The organism is Nocardiopsis sp. JB363, from assembly GCF_900143625.1.
Classification (GTDB): Bacteria; Actinomycetota; Actinomycetes; order Streptosporangiales; family Streptosporangiaceae; genus Nocardiopsis.
This window is the reverse complement of sequence record NZ_FRFF01000147.1, coordinates 1-23,333: the sequence shown is the minus strand read 5'-3', so window position 1 is coordinate 23,333 and position 23,333 is coordinate 1. Positions and strand designations below refer to the sequence as shown.

Genomic DNA, 23,333 nt, shown 5'->3' with positions numbered 1-23,333 from the left:
CGCACACGATTAATATAAGGTAAGGCTAACCTCAGGGAAGTTCCAAGGTTCGTCCCCTCGCGACCGCGAAATCCCCGTACTCCCCCGATCTCCACGAAAGCGAACACCGTGACAGAGCTGACGACCCACCTGCGCGGCGGAGCCCTCATCGCCGGCGGACTCGCCCTGGCCCTCGCCCTCACCGCCTGCGGCGACGACTCCACCGACGCCGGTACAACCGACGAGGCCGGCAACGTCTCCGTCGAGACCGACTACGGCACCGTCGACATCCCCGAGAACCCCGAGCGCATCGTCTCCCTGGAGTTCGGCAACGAGATCCTCGTCGAAGCCGGGATCGACCCCGTCGGCGTCATCGACCCCAACCCCAGCCTCTACACCCCCGAACAGATGGAGGTCCTCGGAGAGGCCGACGTCGTTCAGGAGATGAGCCTGGAACTCAACGTCGAGGCCATCGCCGCGGCCGAGCCCGACCTCATCATCGGCGGTGTCCGCGAGGTCAGCCACGAGGACTACGAGCAGCACTTCGAGGACCTGTCCCAGATCGCGCCCACCATCCTGTTCGACTTCGACGGCGCCGGCCCCGAACTGCGCGACATGAGCCTGGAGCTGGCCGAGGTCATCGGTGACGCCGAGCGCGCCGAGGCCGAACGCGACCGCTACCAGGAGCGCCTCGACGAGATCGGCCGGACCTACGCCGACCGGCTCCAGGACAACACCTTCGCGGTGGTGTTCGGTGTGGACGACGAGTTCGCCGCGGTCAACACCAACGCCTGGGGCGCCTACATCCTCGACGAGCTCGGAGCCGAGGCCACCTCACTGGTAGAGGAGGCGGGTGAGGACTTCGCCACCTTCCAGTCCTACGAGAACATCGACAAGCTCGACGACGCCGACGTCGTCTTCTACGAGACCGACGTGTCCATGGAACCGGACGACTTCACCGCGAGCCTGCTCGACCAGCAGCTCTGGCGTACCCTGCCGGCCGTCGAGAACGAGCAGGTCCACCCCATGCGCTACAGCTTCTCCCGTACCTGGGGCCAGGCCAACGACGTCCTGGACCAACTGGAAGAGGTCCTCGCCGGCCTCTGAACCCACCGGGTCCGCCGCCTCGGGTCCGTGGCGGCGGACCCGGCACATCACCATCACGAAGGAGCCACGACCATGACCAATCCCTTCGACGACGCCGACGGCACCTTCCTCGTCCTGGTCAACGACGAGGAACAGCACTCGCTCTGGCCCGAGTTCGCCCAGGTGCCCCAGGGCTGGACCCCGGTCTACGGCCCCGTCCCTCGTGACGAGGCGCTGGAGTACGTCGACATCCACTGGACCGACCTGCGTCCGCTCAGCCTCCGCGAGTCGCTCGCCTGACACCGGACGGACACGACCGAGGAAGGTCGGTGGAGACCCCCGGATCGGGGGCCTCCACCGTCCGCGTTCCGGCGGACCGTCACCCACCACCCGCGAAGGACCCCGTGAAACTCTCCCAGCTGATGGTCGACATCAGCCCCCTGCGACTGAGCCGCGAGTTCAGGATCGTCTTCGTCGCCCGGCTCATCTCCATCTTCGGACTGGGTTTCGCCGCGGTCGCCCTGCCCATGCAGGTCTACCAACTCACCGGGTCCTCCCTGCTCGTGGCGACCGTCCACACCACCTCCGCCGTCAGCGTCCTGGCGGGCACCCTCGTCGGCGGCATGCTCGCCGACCGCGGCGACCGACGGCGCCTCATCGTCATCGGTCGCGCCTCCGCCGTCATCGGCTTCGGGGTGCTGGCCGCCAACACGCTGTTGCCCACCGAACCCTGGCTGTGGGTGATCTACGCGATCGCCGTCTTCAACGGGTTCTTCGGATCCTTCAGCGCCGTGGCCCTCCAAGCGGCCGCGCCCGGCTTCGTCCCCCGCGACAAACTGCCCGCCGCCGGAGCCCTGCTCGCCCTCAACGGCGAACTCGGCTCCGTCCTGGCGCCCGCGCTCGGCGGCCTCATCATCGCCGCCTTCGGCCTGGGCTCCAACTACCTCATCACGGCGGTGCTCTCCCTGCTCACCACCTTCCTGGTGTGGCGGCTGCCCCGCCTGGACGCCCCCGCCGAGAGTCGCGCCCAACCCGTCCTGGCCGCCCTGCGCGAGGGCGGTTCCTTCGCGGTGCGTCATCGGGTGGTCGGCCCGCTGCTGCTCCTGGGCCTGGCCCAGATGCTGTTCGCCGCGCCCCAAGTGCTCATCAACGAGTTCACCGACAAGGTCCTGGGCGGCGGCGCGAGCATGGTCGGCCTGCTCTACACCGCGCCCGCCGTGGGTGCGCTCATCGGTTCCCTCACCAGCGGCTGGGCCGGTCGCGCCCGGCGCACCGGTTCGCTTCTGCTCGTCGCCGTGGCCCTGTGCGGGCTCGCCGTCCTCGGCTTCGGGGCGAGCACCTGGGCACCCGTGGCGTTCGTGTTCCTCGTCTTCCTCGGCTTCGGTCAGGTGATCGAGGAGATCCTGCGCTACGGCCTGCTTCAGTCCCACACCCCCGACCACCTCCGTGGACGCGTCAACGCGGTCTGGACCGCGCAATCGACTGTGGGAAACTCCGCCGGGGCGCTCACCCTGGGAGGCCTGGCCCCGCTCATCGGCGCCGCCGGGGCGCTCCTGGCCGGCGGAACCCTCACCGTCGTCAGCGTGGGCGCGCTCGCCCTCGCCTTCGCGGGCCTGCGCACCGCCCAGGTCCTGCGAGAACCCGAACCCACCCCCCACTACCGCAACGAAGACCCCGACCACGAGGAGAGCAAGTGACCCACGAACGCCGCATCGAGATGTACCCCCTCAAGCGACGTGTCCTGGAGGTGGCCGAGGTCGAACGCGTCACCCCGCGCATGATCCGGATCCACCTGGAGGGTCCCGACATCGAGGGCCTGCGCAGCGACCACTTCGCCGACCACGTCAAGCTGTGGTTCCCCAACGAGAAGGGCGAGCACGTCCTGCCCATCGTCGAGGACGATCGTTGTCTCAACTTCCGCGCCGACGGGGTGGTCTTCCGCGACTACACCGTCCGTTACCTGGACACCGAGGCCGGACGCCTGAGCGTCGACTTCGTCGCCCACGATCACGGTCCGGCCGGGCGGTGGGCGATCAACGCCGAACCCGGCCACAAGCTCGGTGTGCTCGGCCCTCGCGGCACCGCCCACATCACCGGCGAGTTCGACTACCACGTGCTCCTGGTCGACGAGACCGCCCTGCCGGCCGCCGCCCGATACGTGGAGGACCTGCCCGCCGACGCCAAGGTGTTCGCCTTCTTCGAGGTGGCCGACGCCGCCGAGGAGCAGAAGCTGCGGGCCCCCGACGACGCCCGCGTCACCTGGCTGCACCGGGGCGAGGCCGAGGCCGGCAGCACCGAGTCGTTGTTCGAGGCCTTCGAGGCGCTGGAGCTGCCCGAGGGCGACGGGTTCGTCTACGCCGCCGGCGAGGCCACCACCCTCAAGCCCATCCGCCGGCTGCTCAAGGAACGCGGCTTCGTGCGCAACAAGACCAGCGAGGTGGACGGCTACTGGCGCCGGGGCACCAGCAACCTCGACCACCACGAGGAAGACGACGACTGATCGAGGTCAGCGCGCCGGGATCCGGAACTCGTTGCCGGAGGGGTCGGCGAACACCCGCCAAGGCGACCCCCGTTCTGATTCCACGGGACGTGCGCCGAGATCCGTCAGGCGAGTGCGGGGATCCACCTCGCCCGGACCGGAGCGCAGGACCGGGGTCAGCGAGTTGCGCACGCCGGGCGGCTTGGGTGCGAGCTCGTCGCAGAACTGCAGCACGAACCCACCGCCGTCCGGGTGACGCAGCCCCCGGCCGTGAACGTCGACCGGGGCCCAACCGAGGACCCCGGCCCAGAAGTTCCGGTCGACCTCTGGTCGGGCGCAGTCCACCGGTACCGAACCCAGGGCCGGACCCACTCCCTCGTACCTGCTGCCGGGCATCACGCAGAACAGGTTGCCCTCCGGATCGGCGAGTACCTCCCAGGGAGCGTCGCCCTGCCCGATGTCCCGGCGCTCCGCCCCCAGCGTGACCAGCCGTTCGGCGTGGGCGTGGTGGTCGTGGCCACCGTCGAGGTCGAGGTGGATCCGGGTGACCTGGTCGTGGTCCCGGTCGGAGGGGGAGGGGCAGGCCGACACCAACAGCAGGGACACCACGGGCGTGGCGATCTCGATCCCGAAAGGGCCGCGGTCCAGAGCCGGGGCCTCCAGGGCACGCGACCAGAATCGGGCCAGGGCAGTGGGGTCGTCGGCTTCGATGGCGAGGGCGTCCAGGTGCATGCCACGACCCTAGGACGGGGGTACGACTTTTGTGATGGGTCGTGGAATAGGGGTGGGGGCGGGCTCGTTACACGTGGTGGGTCGGCGCGGTATCAAGTGTCCCCCGGGCTCTACACACAGCCTTCAGGGAATACCGCACCGTCAGGTGGCAGGAGCCCTGTTGTGCCATCCGCCGTGAGGCGACCGCCGTGCCGGCCCACTTCAGCGCGAAGGGGCCCACCGAGAAAACTCGGTGGGCCCCTTTCGCTTGCCGCTATGCGCCCTTGTTCTGGTGCGCCTCGATGGCCTCGATGATGCGCGGACGCATCTCGGCGGCGCTGATCACCGCGTCCACCGAACCCACCTCGACGGCCCGCTGGATGCTGTGCACCCGGTCGAACTCCGCGGCGACCTCGCCCAGCTTCTCCGAACGCACCGAGGCGCGCACTTCCTCCAACTCGGCGGCCAGGGTGGCCCGCCCCGTGCCCGAGGCCTCGGCCAGGTGTCCCTCCAGGTCCTTCACCCTCGGGTCGGCCGCGGTGCGGGCGTTGACCTCACCGGCGAACACCACCGCGGCGGCCGGGGCGCCGCCCAGCACCGAAGCGAACGAGCCCTCCAAGGCCAGCACCGTCATGTTCGGGTTGAGCGCCTTGGAGAAGACCACGAACGCGCCACCGTGGTACCGGGAGATCACGCAGAACACGATCGGGCCCTCGAAGTTCACGATCGCCCGGCCGATCTCCGCGCCGTACTCCAACTGGAGTTTGCGCATGGACTCCGGCGAACCGTCGAAGCCCGACAGGTTGGCCAGCACCACCAGTGGACGGTTGCCGCTGGCCGCGTTGATCGTGCGCGCCGCCTTCTTCGACGACTGCGGGAACAGGGTGCCCGCGGTGTAGGTGTCAGGGCCGTCCGCCGGCGGGAAACCGCGCCGCTGCACCGAACGCGACTCGATGCCCAGCAGGCACACCGGGACCCCGCCCAGGTGCACGTCCTGCACCGCCGCGGTGTCGGCGTCGGCCATGCCGGCCCAACGCTCCAACACCGGGTGGTCCTGGTCGGACAGCGCCCGCATCACGGTCCGGATGTCGAACGGCTTCTTGCGGTCGGGGTTGGCCCGGCTGGAGAAGATCTCCCCGACGGTGGTGAAGTCACTGCCCTCCACCACGTGCGGGAAGTCCGAGACGTCCCGGTCGGCGGGGTCGGAGGTCGCGGCCCGTCGCGGAGAAGCCTCACCCGGCGCGATGTAGGTGTGGTCGTAGTGCGACATGAGGATGTCGCGGGCGGCGATGAGGTTGGGCGCCCAGTACTGGGCCTGACCGTTGGGGCCCATGACCCGGTCGTAACCACCGATGCCGTGGTTGTCCTCGGCGGACACACCACCGGAGAAGTCCAGCGACTGCTTGCCGGTGAGCACCATCGCCGAGTCCGGGGTCATCACCAGGATGCCCTTGGTGTGCATGAGCATCGTCGCCTCGGCGTTCCAGTACGGCTGCGCGCCGACGTTGATGCCCGCCACGACGATGTTGATCTCACGGCCGTCCTGGGTGAACTCCACGATGCGCTTGAGCGCGGCGGCCACCCAGTCCATGTTCTCGGTGCCCGACTCCATGGAGATGCGGGCGCCCGCGGAGAGCGCGTACCACTCCAGCGGTACGTCCCTGCGCTCGGCCAGGTCCAGAGCCGCGATGACACGGCGGCACTCGGCCTCCGACAGCGCGCCCAGCGACTTGGTGGGGTCGCCCAGCAGCACCACCCGGCTCATGCCCTCGGGGTGGCGTCGTGTGCGGGTGGTGATCACACCGGCGACGATCGCCGCGGAGTTGCGCCCCTTGGGGCGGTCCACCGGAACCAGCTCGTGCCGCTCGTCCAGGTCGTGCTCGACGAAGTCACCGAGCAGATCGGTGAGCTCGTAGGGGTAGACGGTGTTGCGGCTGCCGGCGCGCAGCACCTTCTGGCGGTAGTCGTCGATCGGTTCGACCGGCTCGGTGGACAATCCACCGATGGCCAGGCCAGGCTCGCCGGTGGCGTCGAAGGGCACCCGCACCGCCGTCTTGACCAGCTCGCCGGTCTCGGTGTCGCGACGGCGCGCGATGAAGAGGATCTCCTCCAGACCGGCCCCGGCGACGGTGGGCAGGACCCGCCGCCCGATCGCCTGGATCTCCTCGTCGGTGATGCCGACCGGCGGCCACACGTACAGCACGATCCGGTTGGTGTTGAACCGCTTTTTCTTCGGTCGTCCGGCCTGGGCGCGACGGATCGAGTCCAGACAGGTGGCGATGGTGTTCTCGGCGGTGGGCAGGGAGATGAGCCGACCCTCGTGGTCGCGCAGCTCGGTCAGGTCCCGGATCTGGGTGAAGGCGACCAGCCGGTCATCGGAGGGGTTCTCCTTCGCCACGGCCCGGAACAGGTACACCTCCTCGTCCGCGGACGGCAGACGGGTCAGGTCGAACCGGTTCCACCGCTCCATCTGCATGCGCTCGGCGATGTGCGGGTGCAGTCCACGGATGAGTCGGTCCTCGTCCAGCCCGTTGGAGGAGGGACGGAACGTGAAGTGGTGGTGCATGACCGAGCCGTCGCGACCGGCCACGGTGGTGGTCAGGCGGCGCACACCCGTGGGCATCGGGTGCAGGTTGACGGCCTGGTGCAGGGCGGTCGCCATCGCGTCGAAGTCCTCGGGCTGCTTCTCCCAGGCCAGGTACAGGTCGGCGTCGACCGGAACGTCGTTCTCGGCGTGCTCGGCCAGACCCCGGACCGCGTCGCCCAGGTTCTCGAACCCGACGGCGGCCGACACCAGGCGGACCCCGGCGCGCTCGGCCACCACGTACGTGCACCCCGAACCACGCGTGGTGTGCACGTCGGCCAGACCCTTGTTGCCGTAGTAGCGACGGGTCAGCACCTCCAACAGCGTGCTGTTGTCCAGGTCGGCGCGGACCAGCCGCTGACCGAGCAGCCGCACCAGCGGTTCGGTGGTGCGCACCATGGCGGCCACACGCTCGGCGCGCTCGGACGAGTCCGGGGTCTGGTCCAGGTGACGCAGGTGACGGCGCACCTCGGCGTAGACCTCGGCGCGGTTCCGGCGCAGCATGGGCTGCCCGAACCACGCGAACACCACACCGCGAGCCAGGTCGGCCACGGCCGGGAACCGCACCTGGGTGGCGGCCACGAGCCGTTCCAGGGCCAGACCGGTGGGTTCGCGCATCTCGGTGTCGGGCGGGGCGTCCTGCAACCAGGCGCGCAGCAGACCGGTGACGAGGCGGGCGTCGGCGGAGGAACGCTGTTGGGCGAGGAAGACGCGGAACACCGCGGCCTCCAGTTCGGGTGTGCGCTCCAGGTCGGTGACCCCATAGTGCGCCAGCGCGCGGGACAGCTTGGTCTGGAACGACTCGGGCAGTCCGGCCCGCTCCACGTCCAGGCTCTGCAGGTAGGTGTGCAGGTACTCGCGGGGGCTGTGCACGTGGGTGTCGCTGACGTCGTCCTCACCGGCGGACCGGTTACGGCTCAGCTCGGCCAGGTCGGCGAACACGTCGACCAGGTCCAGTTCGGCGGCCAGCGGACGGTGACCGGTGGCGACCGTCTCGTTGCGCACCGCCAGGTACTCATCGAACACCCGTCGCTCGTCCAACGGGTCGGCGTCGAAGCCCAGCAGCAGACCGCGCAGGTCCTGCCGGCCCCGAGCGAGGCGCTCGACGGCGGGAACCTCCTCGGCCCGCGCGGGCAGGTCCAGCGCGACCGGGGCGTCGGCCGTCTCCTCGATCTCCTCGGTGTCGGCCAGCGGTTCGAGACGCAGCAGTGGGGCGCCGGTCTCCACCTGACCGCCCACGATCACCGCGCACTCCTTCAGGCGGGCGCGGAACGGCGCGCGCAGCACCGTCTCCATCTTCATGCTCTCCAGCACCAGCACCGGAGCGCCGGCCTCGACCTCGGCGCCGACCTGCACCGGGGTGGCCACGACCAGGGCGGGCGTGGGCGAGCGCAGCACGCCGCCCTCGTCCAGGCTCACCCGGTGCGCGACACCGTCCACCTCCACCAGGTGGACCGGGCCATGGGCACCGATGAGCAGGTGGTGGCGGGAGCCGTTGACGGTGATGCGGCCGCTGTGCCGGTCGAAGCGTTCCAGCTCCACGTCGGCGGTGTGCGTGTCCTCGCCGGCCGCCACGACCACGCGGAAGCGGTCGGCGCCCATGCGCGCCACCCGCACCCGGTAACCGGCCCCGCGCAGCTTCAGGTCGAGCGGACGGCCGCTCTCGTGCTGCACCTGGGGGCGCCCGCCGAAGGCGGTGGACAGCAGCCGCTGCCGCTCGACCCGTTCCTCCTCCTCGTAGGCCTCGATGGCGGCGGCGGCCAAGGCCACCGCGGAGTGCCGGTGCGAGACCAGGTCGCCCTCGGCGCGCACCCGGTCGATCCACCCGGTGTCGGCGGAGGCGTCGATCACCTCGGGTCGGTCCAGCAGATCCAGCACGAAGCTCTTGTTGGTGGCGCCGCCCTCGATGATGACGGTGGTCTCGCGCATCGCCCGGCGCAGACGCGCCATCGCCTGCTCACGGTCGTGCCCGTAGGCGATGATCTTGGCGATCATGGAGTCGAAGTCGGCGGGGATGGTGTCGCCCTCGCCCACACCGGTGTCCACGCGGATGCCCGGGCCCGAGGGCAGGTTCAGACGGGCGATGCGTCCGGGGGAGGGGGCGAAGTCGCGGTCGGGGTCCTCGGCGTTGAGCCGGGCCTCCACCGCGTGCCCGCGCTCGGCCGGGGCCTCACCCTCCAGCTTCCCGCCGCCGGCCACGTGCAACTGGCCGCGCACCAGGTCGAACCCGGTGGTGGACTCGGTGATGGGGTGCTCGACCTGAAGGCGGGTGTTGACCTCCAAGAACGCGAACAACTTCTCCCCGGGGTGGTAGAGGAACTCCACGGTGGCGGCGCCGCGGTAGTCCACCGCGACGGCCAGCCTCTCGGCGGACTCCTTGAGTTCCCTGGTCTGCTCCGGGCTCAGCAGGGGAGAGGCGGATTCCTCGATGATCTTCTGGTTGCGGCGCTGCACCGAGCAGTCGCGCACGCCCAATGCCCAGGCGGTGCCCTGCCCGTCGGCGATGACCTGGACCTCGACGTGGCGGGCGCCGGTGACCAGACGCTCCAGGAACACGATGCCGCTGCCGAAGGCCCGGGCGGCCTCCTGGCTGGTGCGCTCGTAGGCCTCGGTGAGCTCCTCGCCGTTGTTGACGACGCGGATGCCGCGTCCGCCGCCTCCGGCGGTGGCCTTGAGCATCAGCGGATAGCCGATCCGCTCACCCGCGGCCAAGGCGTCGTCGAGGGTCTCGACGGCGCCGCGGCTCCACGGGGCGACCGGGACCCCGACCTCCTCGGCGAGGAGCTTGGCGCCGATCTTGTCGCCGAGCCTGCGCATGGCCTCGGCCGAGGGGCCGACAAAGGTGATCCCGATGCGTTCGCACAGTTCGGCGAAGGCCGGGTCCTCGGCGACGAAACCCCACCCGACCCAGGCGGCGTCGGCGCCCGACTCCACCAGGGCGCGCTCCAACACCTCCAGGTCCAGGTAGGGGCGAGAGGCGGCGGGACCGAGGTCGTAGGCCAGGTCGGCTTCCCGCACGAACGCGGCCGTGCGGTCGACGTCGGTGTGCAGGGCGACGGTCTCGATCGGTGTTCCGCTCTCCGCGGCGATGTCACGGACGGCGTGGATGAGCCGCATGGCGGCTTCTCCACGGTTCACGATGGCGACACGACTGAACACCCGAATGAGCCCTTCTGTAAGACCAATGATGTGCACGCGGCGACATGACGCGGCCCCGGCAGTCTCCACCTTCTCGTCTGAGGGAGCCCGCGCGCCATGACGCACCCAACGCATCTTGAGGGGCTGGAGTTGTGGAGATCGACCAAAAACGACCCGTCTCCCGACGCCAGGGACCACTCGGACCGCCTGGGAGCGTGTTCCCGCCCACACCCTGGGTCGGCGGTCGACTGTGGTGATCCCACAACCTCGGCCCCGTCGTCCTGGAATTCGTTCCCGGCCCGCCCTCGAAAAACTAGTTAGGTTAGTCTAACCTGGCCAAGGTGCGGTCTTCCGGGTTCGTCGGGACCGCACCCACCCCGAACAGCCCGAACCGCGGATCGAGGACGCCCCCTCCCGATCACCCGCACCTTGAGGAGGCACCCCCATGGCCGAGCAGCTCTCCGACTTTCGACCCGTCCAGCCCCGAGCCGCTTCGGTCCGCTCACTGGCCGTGCACGCCACCTCCCGCCCCTTCCCCGGCTTCGCCCGTGTCACCCTGCGCAGCACCGGTGACGGGTTCGAGGACGACTTCGAGTACCTGGGCTTCGACCAGTGGTTCCGACTGTTCCTGACCGCCCCCGACGGCACCCTCGACCTGCCCTTGGGCGGGTTGGAGGGTTGGTACTCGCGTCTGCTGGACATCGAGGAGGCGCACCGTCCGCTGGTGCGCAACTACACCATCCGTGACGCCCGTCGGGTGGGCGAGTTCTGGGAGCTGGACCTGGACTTCGTCATCCACCGCAGCGTCGCCACCGGCGAGGTCGACGGTGTGGCCGCCCGCTGGGCCCTGGACGCCCGCCCCGGTGACCGGATCGGCGTGTTGGACCAGGGACGCATCTTCAACGTCGAGGACCACACCGGTCCGGTCCTGGTGGTGGCCGACGAGAGCGGTCTGCCGGGTGTGGAGGGGATCGCCCGTTCCCTGGACGGGGCACCCTGTGACTACGTCCTGGAGGTCCCCGAGGCCGCGGACCGTCGCGAGTTGGTCGGGGCCGACCCGGTCTGGAACGTGCGCACCTACGGAGAGGCCGCCGGGGACCGGGCCCTGGAACACCTGCGCTCGCGCGGCATCAGTGCCGACACCCGCGTGTACGTCGTCGGTGAGGCGGCCTTCGTCCTGGCCGCGCGCTCCCTGGCCCGGACCTGCGGGGTGCCCAAGGACAACATCCAGTTCTGCGCCTACTGGCGTGTGGGCCGTCGAGCCAAGCGCAAGTGAGCCCGACCGCGCACTGACGCTCCCCTCGCGGTGGGACACCGATCCCTCCGAAGGGGGAGGCTCCACCAGGCCCCACGGGTCCACCCTGGATGTGAGGGCACGGCGACGGGTCGGCCCTCGCCGGACAGGGGGAGCGCCCGTGAACGACCGACGACGCCCACGATGGCCCGCGGTGCCGCTGGTGGTGGCCTTCCTCGGTTACGCCCTCGGCAAGGCCTACTACGCCTCCCAGGGCCGCCTGGGTTTCCCCGGCGGTCCGGACGTCCCGCCCGAGGCCTATGAACGTCCCGTCAGCGCGGTGTTGGGCGTGGCCGCCGAACAGTGGCTCGCGGCCGCCACCGGCCTGGCCGGGGCCCTGCTGATCCTGGCCGCGGTGACCGAGGCGGGTCGCCGCGTGCCACGACCCTTGATGCTGCTCCTCTTGTCCGGTGCGCTGCTCGGCGTGGGCGCCGCCGCCGTGGCGATGGCCGCCGACGCCTTCCTCGGGATGGGCCCCGGCTGGGAGTGGTACCACGGCCTCCTCGGCATCGTGGCGCTCGTGCTCATGGTCGCCACGACCGTGTCCTACGTCCGTTCGGTAGGCCCATGGGCGGATACGTCCGAAACGATGTGATCGGGTGCACTCAGTGCGTCGTTGCACTGAGTGCACCGAGTTCCGTAGTCTTGCACCATGGCAGAACAGCGGCGCGCGCCCGCCCTCGACCGACGTGAGGCACTCAAGGCACGGCACCGGCGCTCCATCGTCGACGCCGCGGCCGAGCTCATGTCCGAGATCGGCGGCACCGACTTCACCGTCGATCGTCTCGCCGCGCGCGCCGATGTCTCCCGACGCACCGTCTTCAACCACTTCAAGACGGTGGACGACATCACCCTCGAAGTGTTCCGCGAGATGCTCGCGGTCATCCTCGACGGCGTCGACGCCAACCTCGCCGCGCGCGACGAGGGCACCTCGATGTTCGACCGGCTCGCGGGCGCTTTGCGCGCCACCGACCTGGTCACCCCGATCAACGAACTCACGCGCATCTTCCAGACCGAGGACTGCGGCCCCGGCCACGTCCTCGCCACCGGTGACCGGGCCCTGAACCCGCGTCAGGCCGTGCTCTTCGAGCGCGCCCTCACCGACCTGGGAACCCGGATCGCGGCCACCACCCTGCGCCACCACCCCTCGGCCGACCCCATGGAGGTCGAACTGATGTGCGGCGCTCTCATCGGCGGTGCCCTGGTCGTGGTCCGTCGTTGGGAGAGGGCCACCCAAGGGGCTGACACCGCCGAATCCCGCCGTGTCTGGAACGAACTGCTCGACCGCATGATCGGCACCTACCGCGACGGCCTCGGCACCCTGGACACCGGCACCGCGGCCACCTGAGCGCATCCGCTCACCACACCCACCACTCCTGCGGAAGAACCATGGCTGAACTTCTCTACCGACTAGGGCGTGCCTCGGCACGGCGCGCCCGCACCGTCATCGCGCTCTGGCTGGCCCTGCTGGTCGTCGCCGGCGGTGCCTTCTTCCTCTTCTCGGGAGAGCTGGAGGACGGATTCTCCATCCCCGGCACCGCCACCGACCAGGTGAACCAGCGCCTCAAGACCGAGTTCGAGGGCATGGGCGGCGGCGCCGGCACCATCATCTACGAGACCGATGACGGCGAGCCCTTCACCGACGAACAGAAGGAGGCCATCGGTGAGCGGGTCGACCTCGCCACCGATGTCGACGGGGTCGAGAACGTCGTAGACCCGTTCTCCACCGAGGACGAGCGCGCCGAACAGGTCGAACTCCTCCAGGACGGGCGCGAACAGATCGACGACGCCCGCGCCGAGGCCGAGGCCGGCCAGGAGGAACTGGACGAGAACCGCGCCCAGGCCGAGGCCGCCGGGATGCTCGACCAGATGGAGGAGGCCCTCGACGGCGGACAGGACCAGCTCGACCAGGGCCTGGAGACCCTGGAAGCCGAGGAGGAGCAGCTCGAACAGGGCGAGGCCCTGATGGAGATGGCCGACGGCATCGGCACCCTCTCCGAGGACGGCAACGCCGCCCTGATCATGGTCTCCTTCACCGACGCGCAGGAGGAGGTCTCCCAGGAGACCCGCGACGCCGTCATCTCCATCTTCGAGAGCGAGCCGGTCGACGGAGCCACCGTCGAGTTCGCCGACGACATCGCCATGGAGCTGCCCAGCCTGGTCAGCAAGGCCGAGATCATCGGCGTGGTCGTCGCCGGCGTCGTCCTGGTGGTCATGCTCGGCACCCTCATCGGAGCCGGCCTGCCGATCCTCACCGCCCTCGTCGGCGTGGGCATCGCCACCCTGATCACCATGTCGCTGTCCGGTGTCCTGGCGATCGCCGACATCACCCCGATCCTGGGCCTCATGCTCGGTCTGGCGGTGGGCATCGACTACGCCCTGTTCATCGTCAACCGGCACCGACGCCAACTCAAACAGGGAGTGGAACTCCAGGAGTCCGTGGGTCTGGCCAACGGCACCGCGGGCAACGCCGTGGTATTCGCCGGCGCCACCGTGCTCATCGCCCTGCTGGGTCTGAACCTGACCGGTATCGGATTCCTCGGTCTCATGGGCAGTGTCGGCGCGATCGCCATCGCCATCGCGGTGGTCGTCGCCATCACCCTCATCCCGGCGCTGCTGGGACTGGTGGGCGAGCGCATCCTGTCCAAGCGTGAGCACGCCCGCCTGGGCGCCGCCTCCGCCAATGGACAGGCGACCGAGAAGCACAGCCACGTCAAGCCGATGTCCAACGTCCGGGCACTCGGCCGGGCCGCCATCGCGATCATCGTCCTGGGCATCATCGCCCTGCCCGTCCTGGACCTGCGCCAGGGGCTGCCGGACGGTTCCTCACAGTCGGTCGACTCCACCCAGTTCAAGGCCTACACCGCCATCGAGGAGAACTTCGGCGAGGGCCAGAACGGTCCGCTCCTGGTCACCGCCGACCTGCCCGGTGGCCCCAACGACGACGAGGCCGAGGCCAACGCCGAGCAGTACCAGTACGAGGTCGCCGACGCGATCTACGCGCTGGAGGACGTCGAGGCGGTGGCGCCCATCGGTGTCTCCGACGACCAGAACCTGGCTATCTTCCAGGTCGAGCCGGCGGAGGGCCCCTCCAGCGAGTCCACAGAGGACCTCGTCCACGAGCTGCGCGACATGGAGCCCATCCACGGTGAGGCGCCGCTCGGCGTCGCCGGTATGGCCAGCGGCAACATCGACATCTCCGAGCAGATCGCCGGTGCCCTGCCCACCTACCTGACCGTGGTCGTGGGTCTGTCCCTGGTCATCCTGCTGCTGGTGTTCCGGTCGATCTTCGTGCCGGTGGTGGCCACGCTCGGGTTCATCCTGTCCTACTTCGCCGCCCTGGGCGGTGTGGTCGCCGTCTACCAGTGGGGTTGGCTCGGTGGTCTGCTCGGGATGGAGAACCCGGGGCCGGTACTGAGCTTCCTGCCCACGATCATGGTGGGCATCCTGTTCGGCCTGGCCATGGACTACATGCTCTTCATCGGCACCGGCATGCGCGAGGCCTACGTGCACGGCGCCCCGGCCCGCCTCGCGGTGGTGCAGGGCTTCCGAGCCGGCCGTTCGGTGGTCACCGCCGCCGCGATCATCATGATCTCGGTGTTCGGCGGGTTCATCTTCTCCGAGATGATGATGATCAGCTCCGTGGGCTTCGGGCTCGCCTTCGGTGTGCTGCTGGACGCGTTCCTGGTCCGCATGCTGCTCATCCCCGCGGTGATGCACCTGGCCGGCGACGCCGCCTGGTGGCTGCCCAAGTGGCTGGAGCGTGTGCTGCCCGACGTCGACGTGGAGGGATCGGCCCTGGAGCGCGCCCACCTGCACCAGGACGAGCCGACCGAGGAAACCGACGAGGACCGGAAGCCGACCGAGGAGATCGAACCCGGAGCGGATGTCACCTCCGGCCGACACTGATCGGTACTCGGGCCCGGTGGGGCGCCCGGCATCACGCCGGAGCTTCCCACCGGGCCCGAGCCACGCCCGGGCGGAGATCCCGCTAGGGTGAGCGCGTGAAAAAGCCCGTGAACCCCCTCCTGGGCACGATTTCGTGGCTGGGTTACCTCGCGCACCGTCACAAACCACTGGCCCTGGTGTTGTCCGGTCTCCTGGTCGCCTTCGGCGGCATCGTCTCCGGCGTCGTGATCTGGTGGGGCGTGCCGCCCATCGTCGTGGGTGTGACCATCCCCGCCCTCGACCTTTGGTGGGAACGCCGAAGCAAGAACAACAACGAACTCACCTCCGCCCGCGAGAAGGTCTTGGAGGAGGCACTGGCGCCGCTGCTGGAACTGGCCGCCACCGCCACCTTCCGCCCCCGCGACAAGAGGGTGGAGCTCTCCGAGGCCGCGGCGATGCGGGTGGCGGGCGACCTGCGGGCCGCCTTCACCTTGGTGCCGGGTGTGCGCGCCGTGGTGTTCGTGGTCTCCACCGACGGACTCCGGATGGAACCGCGCTTCCCGGCCGGGCGACCCGACCGCCCTCGCGACTTCGTCCGCGGCACCGAACGCGGTGACCAGGCCTTCCGCATCCTCGACGAACTGCCCGGCCGTTTCGTCATCGTCGAGGACCTGCGCTCCGAAGGCGTCGACACCCCCTATTGGGCGGGCACCGGCGCCCACTACAGCACCTTCATCGCCGCGCCGATCCGGTCCACCGAACACGCCTTCGGAATGGTCACCATCGACGCCCCCGACCCGGGCAGCCTCGACCACCAGCACGGTTCCACGATCGCTTTGTTCGCCGCCGCACTGGGTATATTGTTCGCGGAGGCGGCCCGAGGCGCGACCGGAGGCCCCGACCCCGAGAACAGGAATGGTCGAGATGGGAAAGATCAAGCTCACCAGACCCCGAGAGAACTATCTGGCGGAGAAAACGGAAACGCCCGAGGAGAAGCTCAAGAGGGCTCTTGAGGAAGTACGCAGCGAACGTCGCATGCGCGAACGGACGTTGCTGCGCTCCACCGGCACGGTCCGCCCCGCCTGATCGTCGTGGCTCGCGAGAGGCCGGGAAAACTCCGGTCAGGGCACGCGGTCGACCTGGGGCACCGACTCCAGCCGGGCCACGTCCGCGCTGATCTCGCCCGCGGCACTCGACAGCAACGGTAGGTGGTGCCGGGTCAGGTGCTCCAACGACGTCTCGGCGGAGTTCGTGTTCACGTTCACCGCCGCGAACACCCGCCCTTGACCGTCACGCAGCGGTGCCGCCACCGAACGGATGCCCCATGCCAGGTCCTCGTCGGTCAGCGCCCACCCACGAGCGCCCACCTCCCGCAGCACCGAGCACCGTTCCTCGGGTCCCGGCCGCCACAACGGTTCCAGCCCCGAACGTGAGGGCTCGGCCAGCACCCGCTCGACCTCCTCGGGGGAGAGCGCGGACAGTAGCACCTTGCCCAGCGAGGTCTGCAACGCGGGGAAACGCGTACCGATCTGCACCGCCAGGGTGACGATCTTGGGCACCGCCACCCGCGCCACGTACACGATGTCGGACCCGTCCAGCTGCGCGATCGAACACGACTCACCGGTCGCGCGCGAGAGCTCCTCCAGGTGCGGTCGGGCCACGTCCCACAACCCCATGGACCGCACGTAGGCCGTGCCCAGCTCCAACACCCGAGGGGTCAGCGAGAACCCCTGTGCGCCGGAACGCACGTATCCGAGTTCCTGCAGGGTGATGAGGACGCGCCGAGCCGTGGGCCGGGCCAATCCGGTCTCCTTGGCCACCTCGGCCAGCGTCATCGTGGGCCGGTGCGGCCGGAACGCGCGAATCACGTCCAACCCCCGGGCCAGGGCCTCGATGAAGTCGGGGCCGGCGCCCTCGCGCGGCATGGTCTCTCCCGTCGGTGTCGTGGAAGCGCCAGCATATACAGCACCGGCCCACGAAATCCCGCCGATGGTGATCGGGCCGGTGCCGGGCCACGCCGCGACACCGGCCCTTCCCGTGACCGCCCCGCTCAGCGGCCGCGGGTGCTCGCGTCCCGGAACTCGGTGTAGGTGTAGGGGTTGTCCAACACCTTGGACTCCGGGATGTCCGGGTTCATCCCCGCCTGCCAGGCCTCCTCGCCCACCGTCGACCGCAGGTGCTCGACGGTCTCCTCGCTCCGGCGGCGCACCGACGCCAGGTCCACGCCCACCAGCCGGTGCTCGTGTTTGACCACACGCCCGTCCACCAGGACCGTGTGGACGTCACCGCGCTGGGCCTGGAACACCACGTGTCCGTACGGATTGAGTAGCGGGAACGACACCGGTGAGTCGTCGTTGCGCAACAGCACCAGGTCCGCCTTGGCGCCGGGAACGACCTGCCCCAGGTCGTCGCGGCCCAGGGCCCGCGCGCCGCCCCGGGTGGCCCACTCCACCACCTGCGGGGCGCGCAACGCCGAATGGGTGACCGTCTCGCCCCGGCTCTGCGCCTCCAGGTGTTGGCGGGAACGGTCGGCGCCCAGTGTGGAGCGCATGGCGCTGAACAGGTCGCCGCTCCACCACACGCTGGAGTCCATCGACAGCGAGACGGGGATGTCGTGCGCCCGCAGCCGCCAGGTGGGCGGGTAGCCCTGACCGGCGCTCTGCTCGCTCTCGGTGGACACCGACACCGAACCGCCGGTGGCGGCGATGCGCTGGTAGGAGTCCTCCGACAGGGACGCCCCGTGCACGTAGATCGTCTCGGGGGTCATGAACCCGTTCTCGTGCATGAGCTTGACACCGTTGTCGCCGGTGGCGCCCCACACCCCGGCGTGGGTGGTCACCGCCAGCCCCAGCTCGCGGGCGACCTCGAAGGCGGGACGTTCGGGGAAGTCCGGGTCGCCGGTGACGTCGAAGGCCACCTGGAGGCCGAGCCGGTCGTTGCCGCGATGGCGTTCGACGAAGGCGCGGAATTCGGGGGTGCCCGTCCACTCGGCGGGCGCTTGGTGGATGTTGCCGTAGGCCAGTACGTACCGGCCGGGCGAACCCAGGAGTGCGTCGGCGGCGGCGTCGGCGTGTTCGGGCGTACTCAACCCGTGGGACCAGTCCACCACGGTGGTGACCCCGGCCTCCAAGGCCTCCAACGCGGCGAGGGTGTTGCCGGCGTGCACGTCCTGGGGTCGGAAGTGGCGGCCGTGCTCCAGGTAGTACCAGACGAAGTACTGGGCCAGGGTCCAGTCGGCGCCGTAGCCGCGCATCGCGGTCTGCCACATGTGCCGGTGCGTGTCGACCATCCCCGGCATGACGATGCCGCCGCGCGCCTCGATCTCCACGGTGCCCTCGGGGACGGCCGGCCCGGACCCCACCCGCGCGATCCGGTCGTCGACCACCAGCACGTCCGTCTCGTGCAGCACCGTCCGTGCGTCGTCCATGGTCAGCACGGTGCCACCGCGCAGCAGTACCGGTCGGCCCGAGGGGACTTCGCGGGGGCTGTTCATGGGGGCGCTCCTCAAGCCAGGGGTATAGCGGCCGATGGTCCGCTGTTCGGTCTTCGATGTGGATTTTACCTTTTGTCGCCGTTGGTTTTCTGTCAAGACAGGGTGCGGAGAAATCGAAATCAGGGTGATATTTCCCAAGACAAGGGTTGACGATGGCGGGTGGTCCGCGCAGAATCGCTCGAACGGACACATGTCCGGTGAGCGGACAATAGGGAGAGAGATGCCGGAGGATTCCGACGCGCGCACCACCGAGCGGAGCGGGCCGTCGCCGACGACCGGGCCCCTCGGCGGACTCCTGGTCGCCGACTTCTCCCGCATCCTGGCCGGGCCTTACGCCACCATGCTCCTGGCCGACCTCGGCGCCGAGGTGGTCAAGGTGGAGGGCCCCACCGGCGACGACACCCGCACGTGGAAACCGCCCGTCCGCGGCGACACCTCCACCTACTACCTGGGCGTCAACCGCAACAAACGCTCCATCGCCCTGGACCTGAAACGGGACGACGACAACCGCACCGCCCGCGAACTCGCCCGCCGCGCCGACGTCGTCATCGAGAACTTCCGCCCGGGCGGCCTGGCCCGATTCGGACTCGACGCCGACAGCGTCCGAGCCGCCAATCCCGGTGTCGTGTACTGCTCCATCACCGGGTTCGGCACCCGAGAAGGCCGCCATGTCCCCGGCTACGACCTCATGGTCCAGGCCGTCTCCGGCCTCATGAGCCTGACCGGCGACCCCGACGGACCGCCCTACCGCGCCGGCATCTCCGTCTTCGACGTCATGGCCGGCAACCACGCCACCATCGGCATCCTCGCCGCGCTGCGTCACCGCGACGACACCGGAGAGGGCCAACTGGTCGAGGTCGACCTGCTCTCCTCCGCGCTCACCGGTCTGGTCAACCACAGCTCCGCCTACGTCGCGGGGGGCGCCGTCCCCACCCGCATGGGCAACGCCCACCCCAGCGTCTTCCCTTACGAACCTCTGCCCACCGCGGACGAGGACCTCATCGTCACCGCCGCCAACGACCGCCAGTTCCGCGCGCTGTGCGAGGTCCTGGGCGCCGCGCACCTGGCCGAGGACCCGCGCTACTCCACCAACGCGGGCCGCACCGAACATCGCGCCACCCTGCGCCCGCTGCTGGTGGAACGCCTGGCCGAACGCGGCGCCCTGGAGTGGTTCGACCTGCTCGTCGAGGCGGGGGTGCCCAGCGGACCCATCCAGACCATCGACGGTGGCTTCGCCATGGCCGAACGCTTCGGCCTGGACCCCGTGGTCTCCGTGGGGGAGGGGGACCGCGCGGTACCCACCACCCGAACTCGACGAACACGGCGACGCCCTGCGGGCGTGGCTGAACGAGGAGGAACGGGCATGAACGACCAGGACCACGGCCCCGGGACGCACCCGGGCTACCCGACCGCCCTGGGCGCCTCCTCGCCCACCGCCATCACCCTGCTCGGCCAGGACCTGGCCGAGGACGTCATGGGCAAGGTGGGGTTCGGCGAACTCGCCTTCTGGCTGGCCGCCCAACGCCGCCCCACCCCCGGACAGACCCGGGTGTTCGAAGCGGTCCTGGCCGCCTTGGCCGACCACGGGTTCACCCCCACCGCCATCGTCACCCGGCTGACCTACCTGTCCGCCCCCGACTCCGTTCAGGGGGCACTGGCCGCCGGGCTCCTCGGCGGAGGCTCGCGCTTCCTCGGCGTCACCGAGGACACCGGCCGCTTCCTGCACACCGTCCTGGCCCCGCTCGACGGCGAACATCCCACCGACGACGCCGCATGGGACGCCCTGGCCCTGGGCACCCTTCAGGGCGAACGCGCGGCCGGACGCCGGATCCCCGGGCTCGGACACCACGTGCACAAACAGGGTGATCCGCGTACCCCCGCCCTGTTCCGCATCGCCCGCGAGGAGGGACAGTTCGGTCCCCACCTTCGTCTGTTCGAGGCGATCGGACGCACCCACCCCCGAGTGCTCGGCCGTACCCTGCCGCTCAACGGTGCCGGAGTGTGCGGGGCGGCCCTGGCCGACCTCGGGTTGCCCATCGAACTCCTGCGCGGATTCGCCCTGTTGGCCCGCACCGCCGGGCTCGTCGGTCAACTCGCCGAAGAACTGCGCGCACCCGTGGCCAACGACGTGTTCCTTTCGGTGGACCTGAACAACCGGGCCGTCGACCCCGATCCCTACACCCCCGACCACCTCTGAAGGCGGAGGACGATCCCCATGGCGTTCGTGACCGAGCAGAACCTGACCGACCTGGCGGCCGAGCGCTGGGGAAGCGCACACGACCCCCGCACCGCCCGACTGCTCTCCGCCCTCGTGCGCCACCTGCACGCCTTCGCCCGAGAGGTCGAGCTGACCGAGGACGAGTGGATGTCCGCCATCGACTGGCTCACCGCCACCGGACATACCTGCGACGACAAACGCCAGGAGTTCATCCTGGCCTCCGACGTGCTGGGCCTGAGCACCCTGGTGGTCCAGCTCAACAACCGACTCTCGCCGGGAGCCACGCCCGCCACCGTGCTCGGGCCCTTCCACATCGACGGGTCGCCGCCCGCGGAGTTCGGGCACGACATGGCCGAGGGCGTCCGGGGGACACCCCTGTACCTGACCGGACGTGTCCTGGACACCGAGGGCGAACCCGTGCCCGGTGCGGTACTGGACGTGTGGCAGGCCGACGCCCAAGGCGCCTACGAGGCCCAACTCGACGTCGACGAGGCACGCCTGCGCGCCAAGTACCGTGCCCGCCAGGACGGCGCGTACTGTCTGCGCACCATCGCCCCGCTCGGTTACACCATCCCCATGGACGGACCCGTCGGTGAACTCGTCGACAGGACCGACATCAGCCCGTTCCGGCCCGCGCACATCCACTTCCTCATCGAGGAACCCGGGTACGCGCGACTGATCACCCACCTGTTCCGGGAGGGCGCCGACCACCTCGCCACCGACGTGGTGTTCGGGACCAAGGACGCCCTGGTGGTGCCGTTCGTCGAACGGCCCGCCGGACCCGCCCCCGACGGACGGGAATCCACCGAGCCCTACCTGTACGCCGAGTACGACTTCGTCCTCGACAGTGGCGGGGTGCGGGGCGGCTCCTGACGCCGCCGCCCGGTCGCCTCGAAGGCCGCCGCGATCCTCAGCAGACGCACGTCGTCGTAGGCGCGACCCGCGAAGGTCAACCCCACCGGCATGCCCGTGTCGGGCATCGTGCCCATGGGCACCGTCACCGTGGGGATGCCCAGGTGACGCCAGACCAGATTGCCGTTGGCCACCCACACCCCGTTGCGCCAGGCGATGTCGGCCGAGGCGGGGTTCACGTCGGCGTCCGCCGGCGCCACGTCGGCCACCGCCGGGAAGACGATCGCGTCCAACCCCGCCTCGTCCAACCAGTCCTCGAAGTCGACCCGACGCGTGCGCTCCAGGCCCTGGAGCCCCTCTTCCAGGTGCGGGATCTCGGTGAGGGAGGAGATGCCGGTGCGGCGTACGAACTCCGGGTAGGCGGCGATGTCGTCGTCGAACCCGTCGTAGCGGTCCGGAAGGGCGTTCGGGTCGTGCGGGAAGATGCGGGCGCCGTCGACCCGGCCCAGGTCGTTCGATCCGGGGTCGCCGTTGGCGCGAAGGAAGTCCTGCCACGCCCAGGCGGACAGGTCCAACAGCTCACGCTCCAGGTACTCCCGGCCCACCAGACCGCGGTTCTCGATGGTGGGGGCGCCGGGACGGTCCCCCTCGTAGTTGCTCACCACGGGAAGGTCGGTCTCGGGTACGACGACACCGGAGGCCTCCAGGTCCGCTCGGGCCTCCTCCCACAGCCGCAGCACGCTGGGCCGGGTGAGCACCGCCCGTCCCGTGGGACCGCCCACACCGGGGTGCTCCGCGGTTCCGGCCTCGGGGTCGCGGCCGGTGTAGAGCCGCGGGGCGCCGATCCGGAGCCCGTCCAACACCCGCCGGGCGGCGTCCGCGTCGGCGACACCCAGGTCCGGGAACGAGTCGGGTCGCACCGCCGAGGCCGCCGGGACCTCGACCCAGGGTTGCGCGCGCCAGAAGTCTCCGCGCGGTTCGGGGTCATCGGCGACGATGACGTCCAACAACTCCAACATGTCGGCCAGGATGCGCGCGGCGACCTCGTCGCGCGCATCGTCGAACCCGCACAGCACCACGACCCCGTTGGCGACGTAGTGGTTGATGTAGGACCAGTCGACGAACTCGCCGTCCTCGTCGGTGAGGGCCCGCGGGTGCCGAACTCCTCGTAGTCGCGCCAGAGCCCGCACGGAAGCCACACTGCGTGGCGCATGCCCAACCGCGCGTGGATCTCCGTCTCCACGTCCCGTCTGTCCAGCCCGGGGTTTTCGTCTGTTGGTGTGCGCGGTCACATGGGTGTGCGTGAACGTTCATGAGTGAACACCTGGAACCACTTCGCCGACGAGAGGGTTCGGCACTGGGTCGGGACCGGTCCGTGCCCTGACCCGGGCAGAGGAGTTTTGCGGTTCGTGCAACACCCACCCCCGGAGGTGGCTAGCGTGGTGTTCGAGCACGAGGATCGAACACGGTCAGGGGGTGAGGAGCGGGTGGTGGGCACCGATCAGCGGGGTGTGCGGTCGATCGCGGCCCCCTACCCGGTTCCGGGACCGACCGGTGTGGCCGTGCGCACCCGCCTCAAGCACCTGACCGTTCAGGACGAGAAGGTGTTGC

Annotated in this window: 16 protein-coding genes; 11 read left to right on the top strand and 5 right to left on the bottom strand. The window is 70.0% G+C overall.

Annotated elements, in window-relative coordinates; genetic code table 11:
• The first annotated feature begins 108 nt into the window (after positions 1–108).
• The 4 genes from BQ8420_RS23685 to BQ8420_RS23670 all read left to right on the top strand — a co-directional run bounded on the left by BQ8420_RS23685 (position 109) and on the right by BQ8420_RS23670 (position 3,565).
• Entirely contained in the window at positions 109–1,086 is a 978-nt protein-coding gene (locus tag BQ8420_RS23685) for an ABC transporter substrate-binding protein (protein WP_087101376.1), read from the top strand.
• A 72-nt stretch (positions 1,087–1,158) separates the two neighbouring features.
• Positions 1,159–1,365 carry an MbtH family protein gene (locus BQ8420_RS23680; protein ID WP_087101375.1) on the top strand — a complete coding sequence of 69 codons (207 nt, stop codon included), beginning with the start codon at positions 1,159–1,161 and terminating at the stop codon, positions 1,363–1,365.
• Positions 1,366–1,469: 104 nt separating this feature from the next.
• Positions 1,470–2,762 (top strand): enterobactin transporter EntS, encoded by a 1,293-nt coding sequence (entS, locus tag BQ8420_RS23675; RefSeq protein ID WP_369825537.1) that lies wholly within the window; start codon positions 1,470–1,472, stop codon positions 2,760–2,762.
• The gene (locus BQ8420_RS23670) at positions 2,759–3,565 is read left to right on the top strand and encodes a siderophore-interacting protein (RefSeq protein WP_087101373.1); all 807 of its coding nucleotides are present in this window, start codon (positions 2,759–2,761) and stop codon (positions 3,563–3,565) included. The genes entS and BQ8420_RS23670 overlap by 4 nt, the downstream gene beginning before the upstream one ends.
• A 6-nt stretch (positions 3,566–3,571) precedes the next feature.
• Here the strand turns inward: BQ8420_RS23670 and BQ8420_RS23665 are convergent, their stop codons facing one another.
• Together BQ8420_RS23665 and BQ8420_RS23660 are read right to left on the bottom strand one after the other, a co-directional pair.
• On the bottom strand, positions 3,572–4,276 hold the full coding sequence (locus tag BQ8420_RS23665; protein ID WP_087101372.1) for a VOC family protein: 705 nt from the start codon (positions 4,274–4,276) through the stop codon (positions 3,572–3,574).
• 253 nt (positions 4,277–4,529) lie between these two features.
• A complete protein-coding gene (locus tag BQ8420_RS23660; protein WP_087101371.1) occupies positions 4,530–9,998 on the bottom strand; it encodes a carboxyl transferase domain-containing protein in 5,469 nt (1,822 codons plus the stop codon).
• Between the two features lie 424 nt (positions 9,999–10,422).
• Here BQ8420_RS23660 and BQ8420_RS23655 point away from each other — a divergent pair, with 424 nt between their 5' ends.
• The 5 genes from BQ8420_RS23655 (at position 10,423) to BQ8420_RS23635 (ending at position 16,172) form a co-directional block, all read left to right on the top strand.
• Positions 10,423–11,253: a siderophore-interacting protein gene (locus BQ8420_RS23655; RefSeq protein ID WP_087101370.1), complete on the top strand. Its 831-nt coding sequence runs from the start codon at positions 10,423–10,425 to the stop codon at positions 11,251–11,253.
• A gap of 139 nt (positions 11,254–11,392) precedes the next feature.
• Positions 11,393–11,866 (top strand): hypothetical protein, encoded by a 474-nt coding sequence (locus BQ8420_RS23650; protein WP_087101369.1) that lies wholly within the window; start codon positions 11,393–11,395, stop codon positions 11,864–11,866.
• 57 nt (positions 11,867–11,923) lie between these two features.
• Positions 11,924–12,619, top strand: a complete 696-nt coding sequence (locus tag BQ8420_RS23645; RefSeq protein ID WP_087101368.1) for a TetR/AcrR family transcriptional regulator — start codon at positions 11,924–11,926, stop codon at positions 12,617–12,619.
• Positions 12,620–12,660: 41 nt separating this feature from the next.
• Positions 12,661–15,180, top strand: a complete 2,520-nt coding sequence (locus BQ8420_RS23640) for an MMPL family transporter (protein ID WP_087101367.1) — start codon at positions 12,661–12,663, stop codon at positions 15,178–15,180.
• A 95-nt stretch (positions 15,181–15,275) separates the two neighbouring features.
• Positions 15,276–16,172 (top strand): hypothetical protein, encoded by an 897-nt coding sequence (locus BQ8420_RS23635; RefSeq protein ID WP_143847511.1) that lies wholly within the window; start codon positions 15,276–15,278, stop codon positions 16,170–16,172.
• A 108-nt stretch (positions 16,173–16,280) separates the two neighbouring features.
• On the opposite strand, the gene BQ8420_RS23630 is transcribed toward BQ8420_RS23635, so the two are convergent.
• Together BQ8420_RS23630 and BQ8420_RS23625 are read right to left on the bottom strand one after the other, a co-directional pair.
• Positions 16,281–17,084, bottom strand: coding sequence for an IclR family transcriptional regulator C-terminal domain-containing protein (locus tag BQ8420_RS23630; RefSeq protein WP_087101365.1), 804 nt, complete (start codon positions 17,082–17,084; stop codon positions 16,281–16,283).
• Positions 17,085–17,209: 125 nt separating this feature from the next.
• Complete coding sequence (locus BQ8420_RS23625; RefSeq protein ID WP_087101364.1) at positions 17,210–18,652, bottom strand: amidohydrolase family protein; 1,443 nt, start codon at positions 18,650–18,652, stop codon at positions 17,210–17,212.
• A gap of 220 nt (positions 18,653–18,872) precedes the next feature.
• Between BQ8420_RS23625 and BQ8420_RS32895 the strand changes: the two genes are divergently transcribed.
• Together BQ8420_RS32895 and BQ8420_RS23610 are read left to right on the top strand one after the other, a co-directional pair.
• A complete protein-coding gene (locus tag BQ8420_RS32895; RefSeq protein WP_235006444.1) occupies positions 18,873–20,849 on the top strand; it encodes a citryl-CoA lyase in 1,977 nt (658 codons plus the stop codon).
• Between the two features lie 18 nt (positions 20,850–20,867).
• On the top strand, positions 20,868–21,743 hold the full coding sequence (locus tag BQ8420_RS23610; RefSeq protein ID WP_087101362.1) for a dioxygenase: 876 nt from the start codon (positions 20,868–20,870) through the stop codon (positions 21,741–21,743).
• On the opposite strand, the gene BQ8420_RS23605 is transcribed toward BQ8420_RS23610, so the two are convergent.
• Entirely contained in the window at positions 21,683–22,912 is a 1,230-nt protein-coding gene (locus BQ8420_RS23605) for an amidase family protein (RefSeq protein WP_235006443.1), read from the bottom strand. The genes BQ8420_RS23610 and BQ8420_RS23605 overlap by 61 nt on opposite strands.
• Positions 22,913–23,333: the final 421 nt, after the last annotated feature.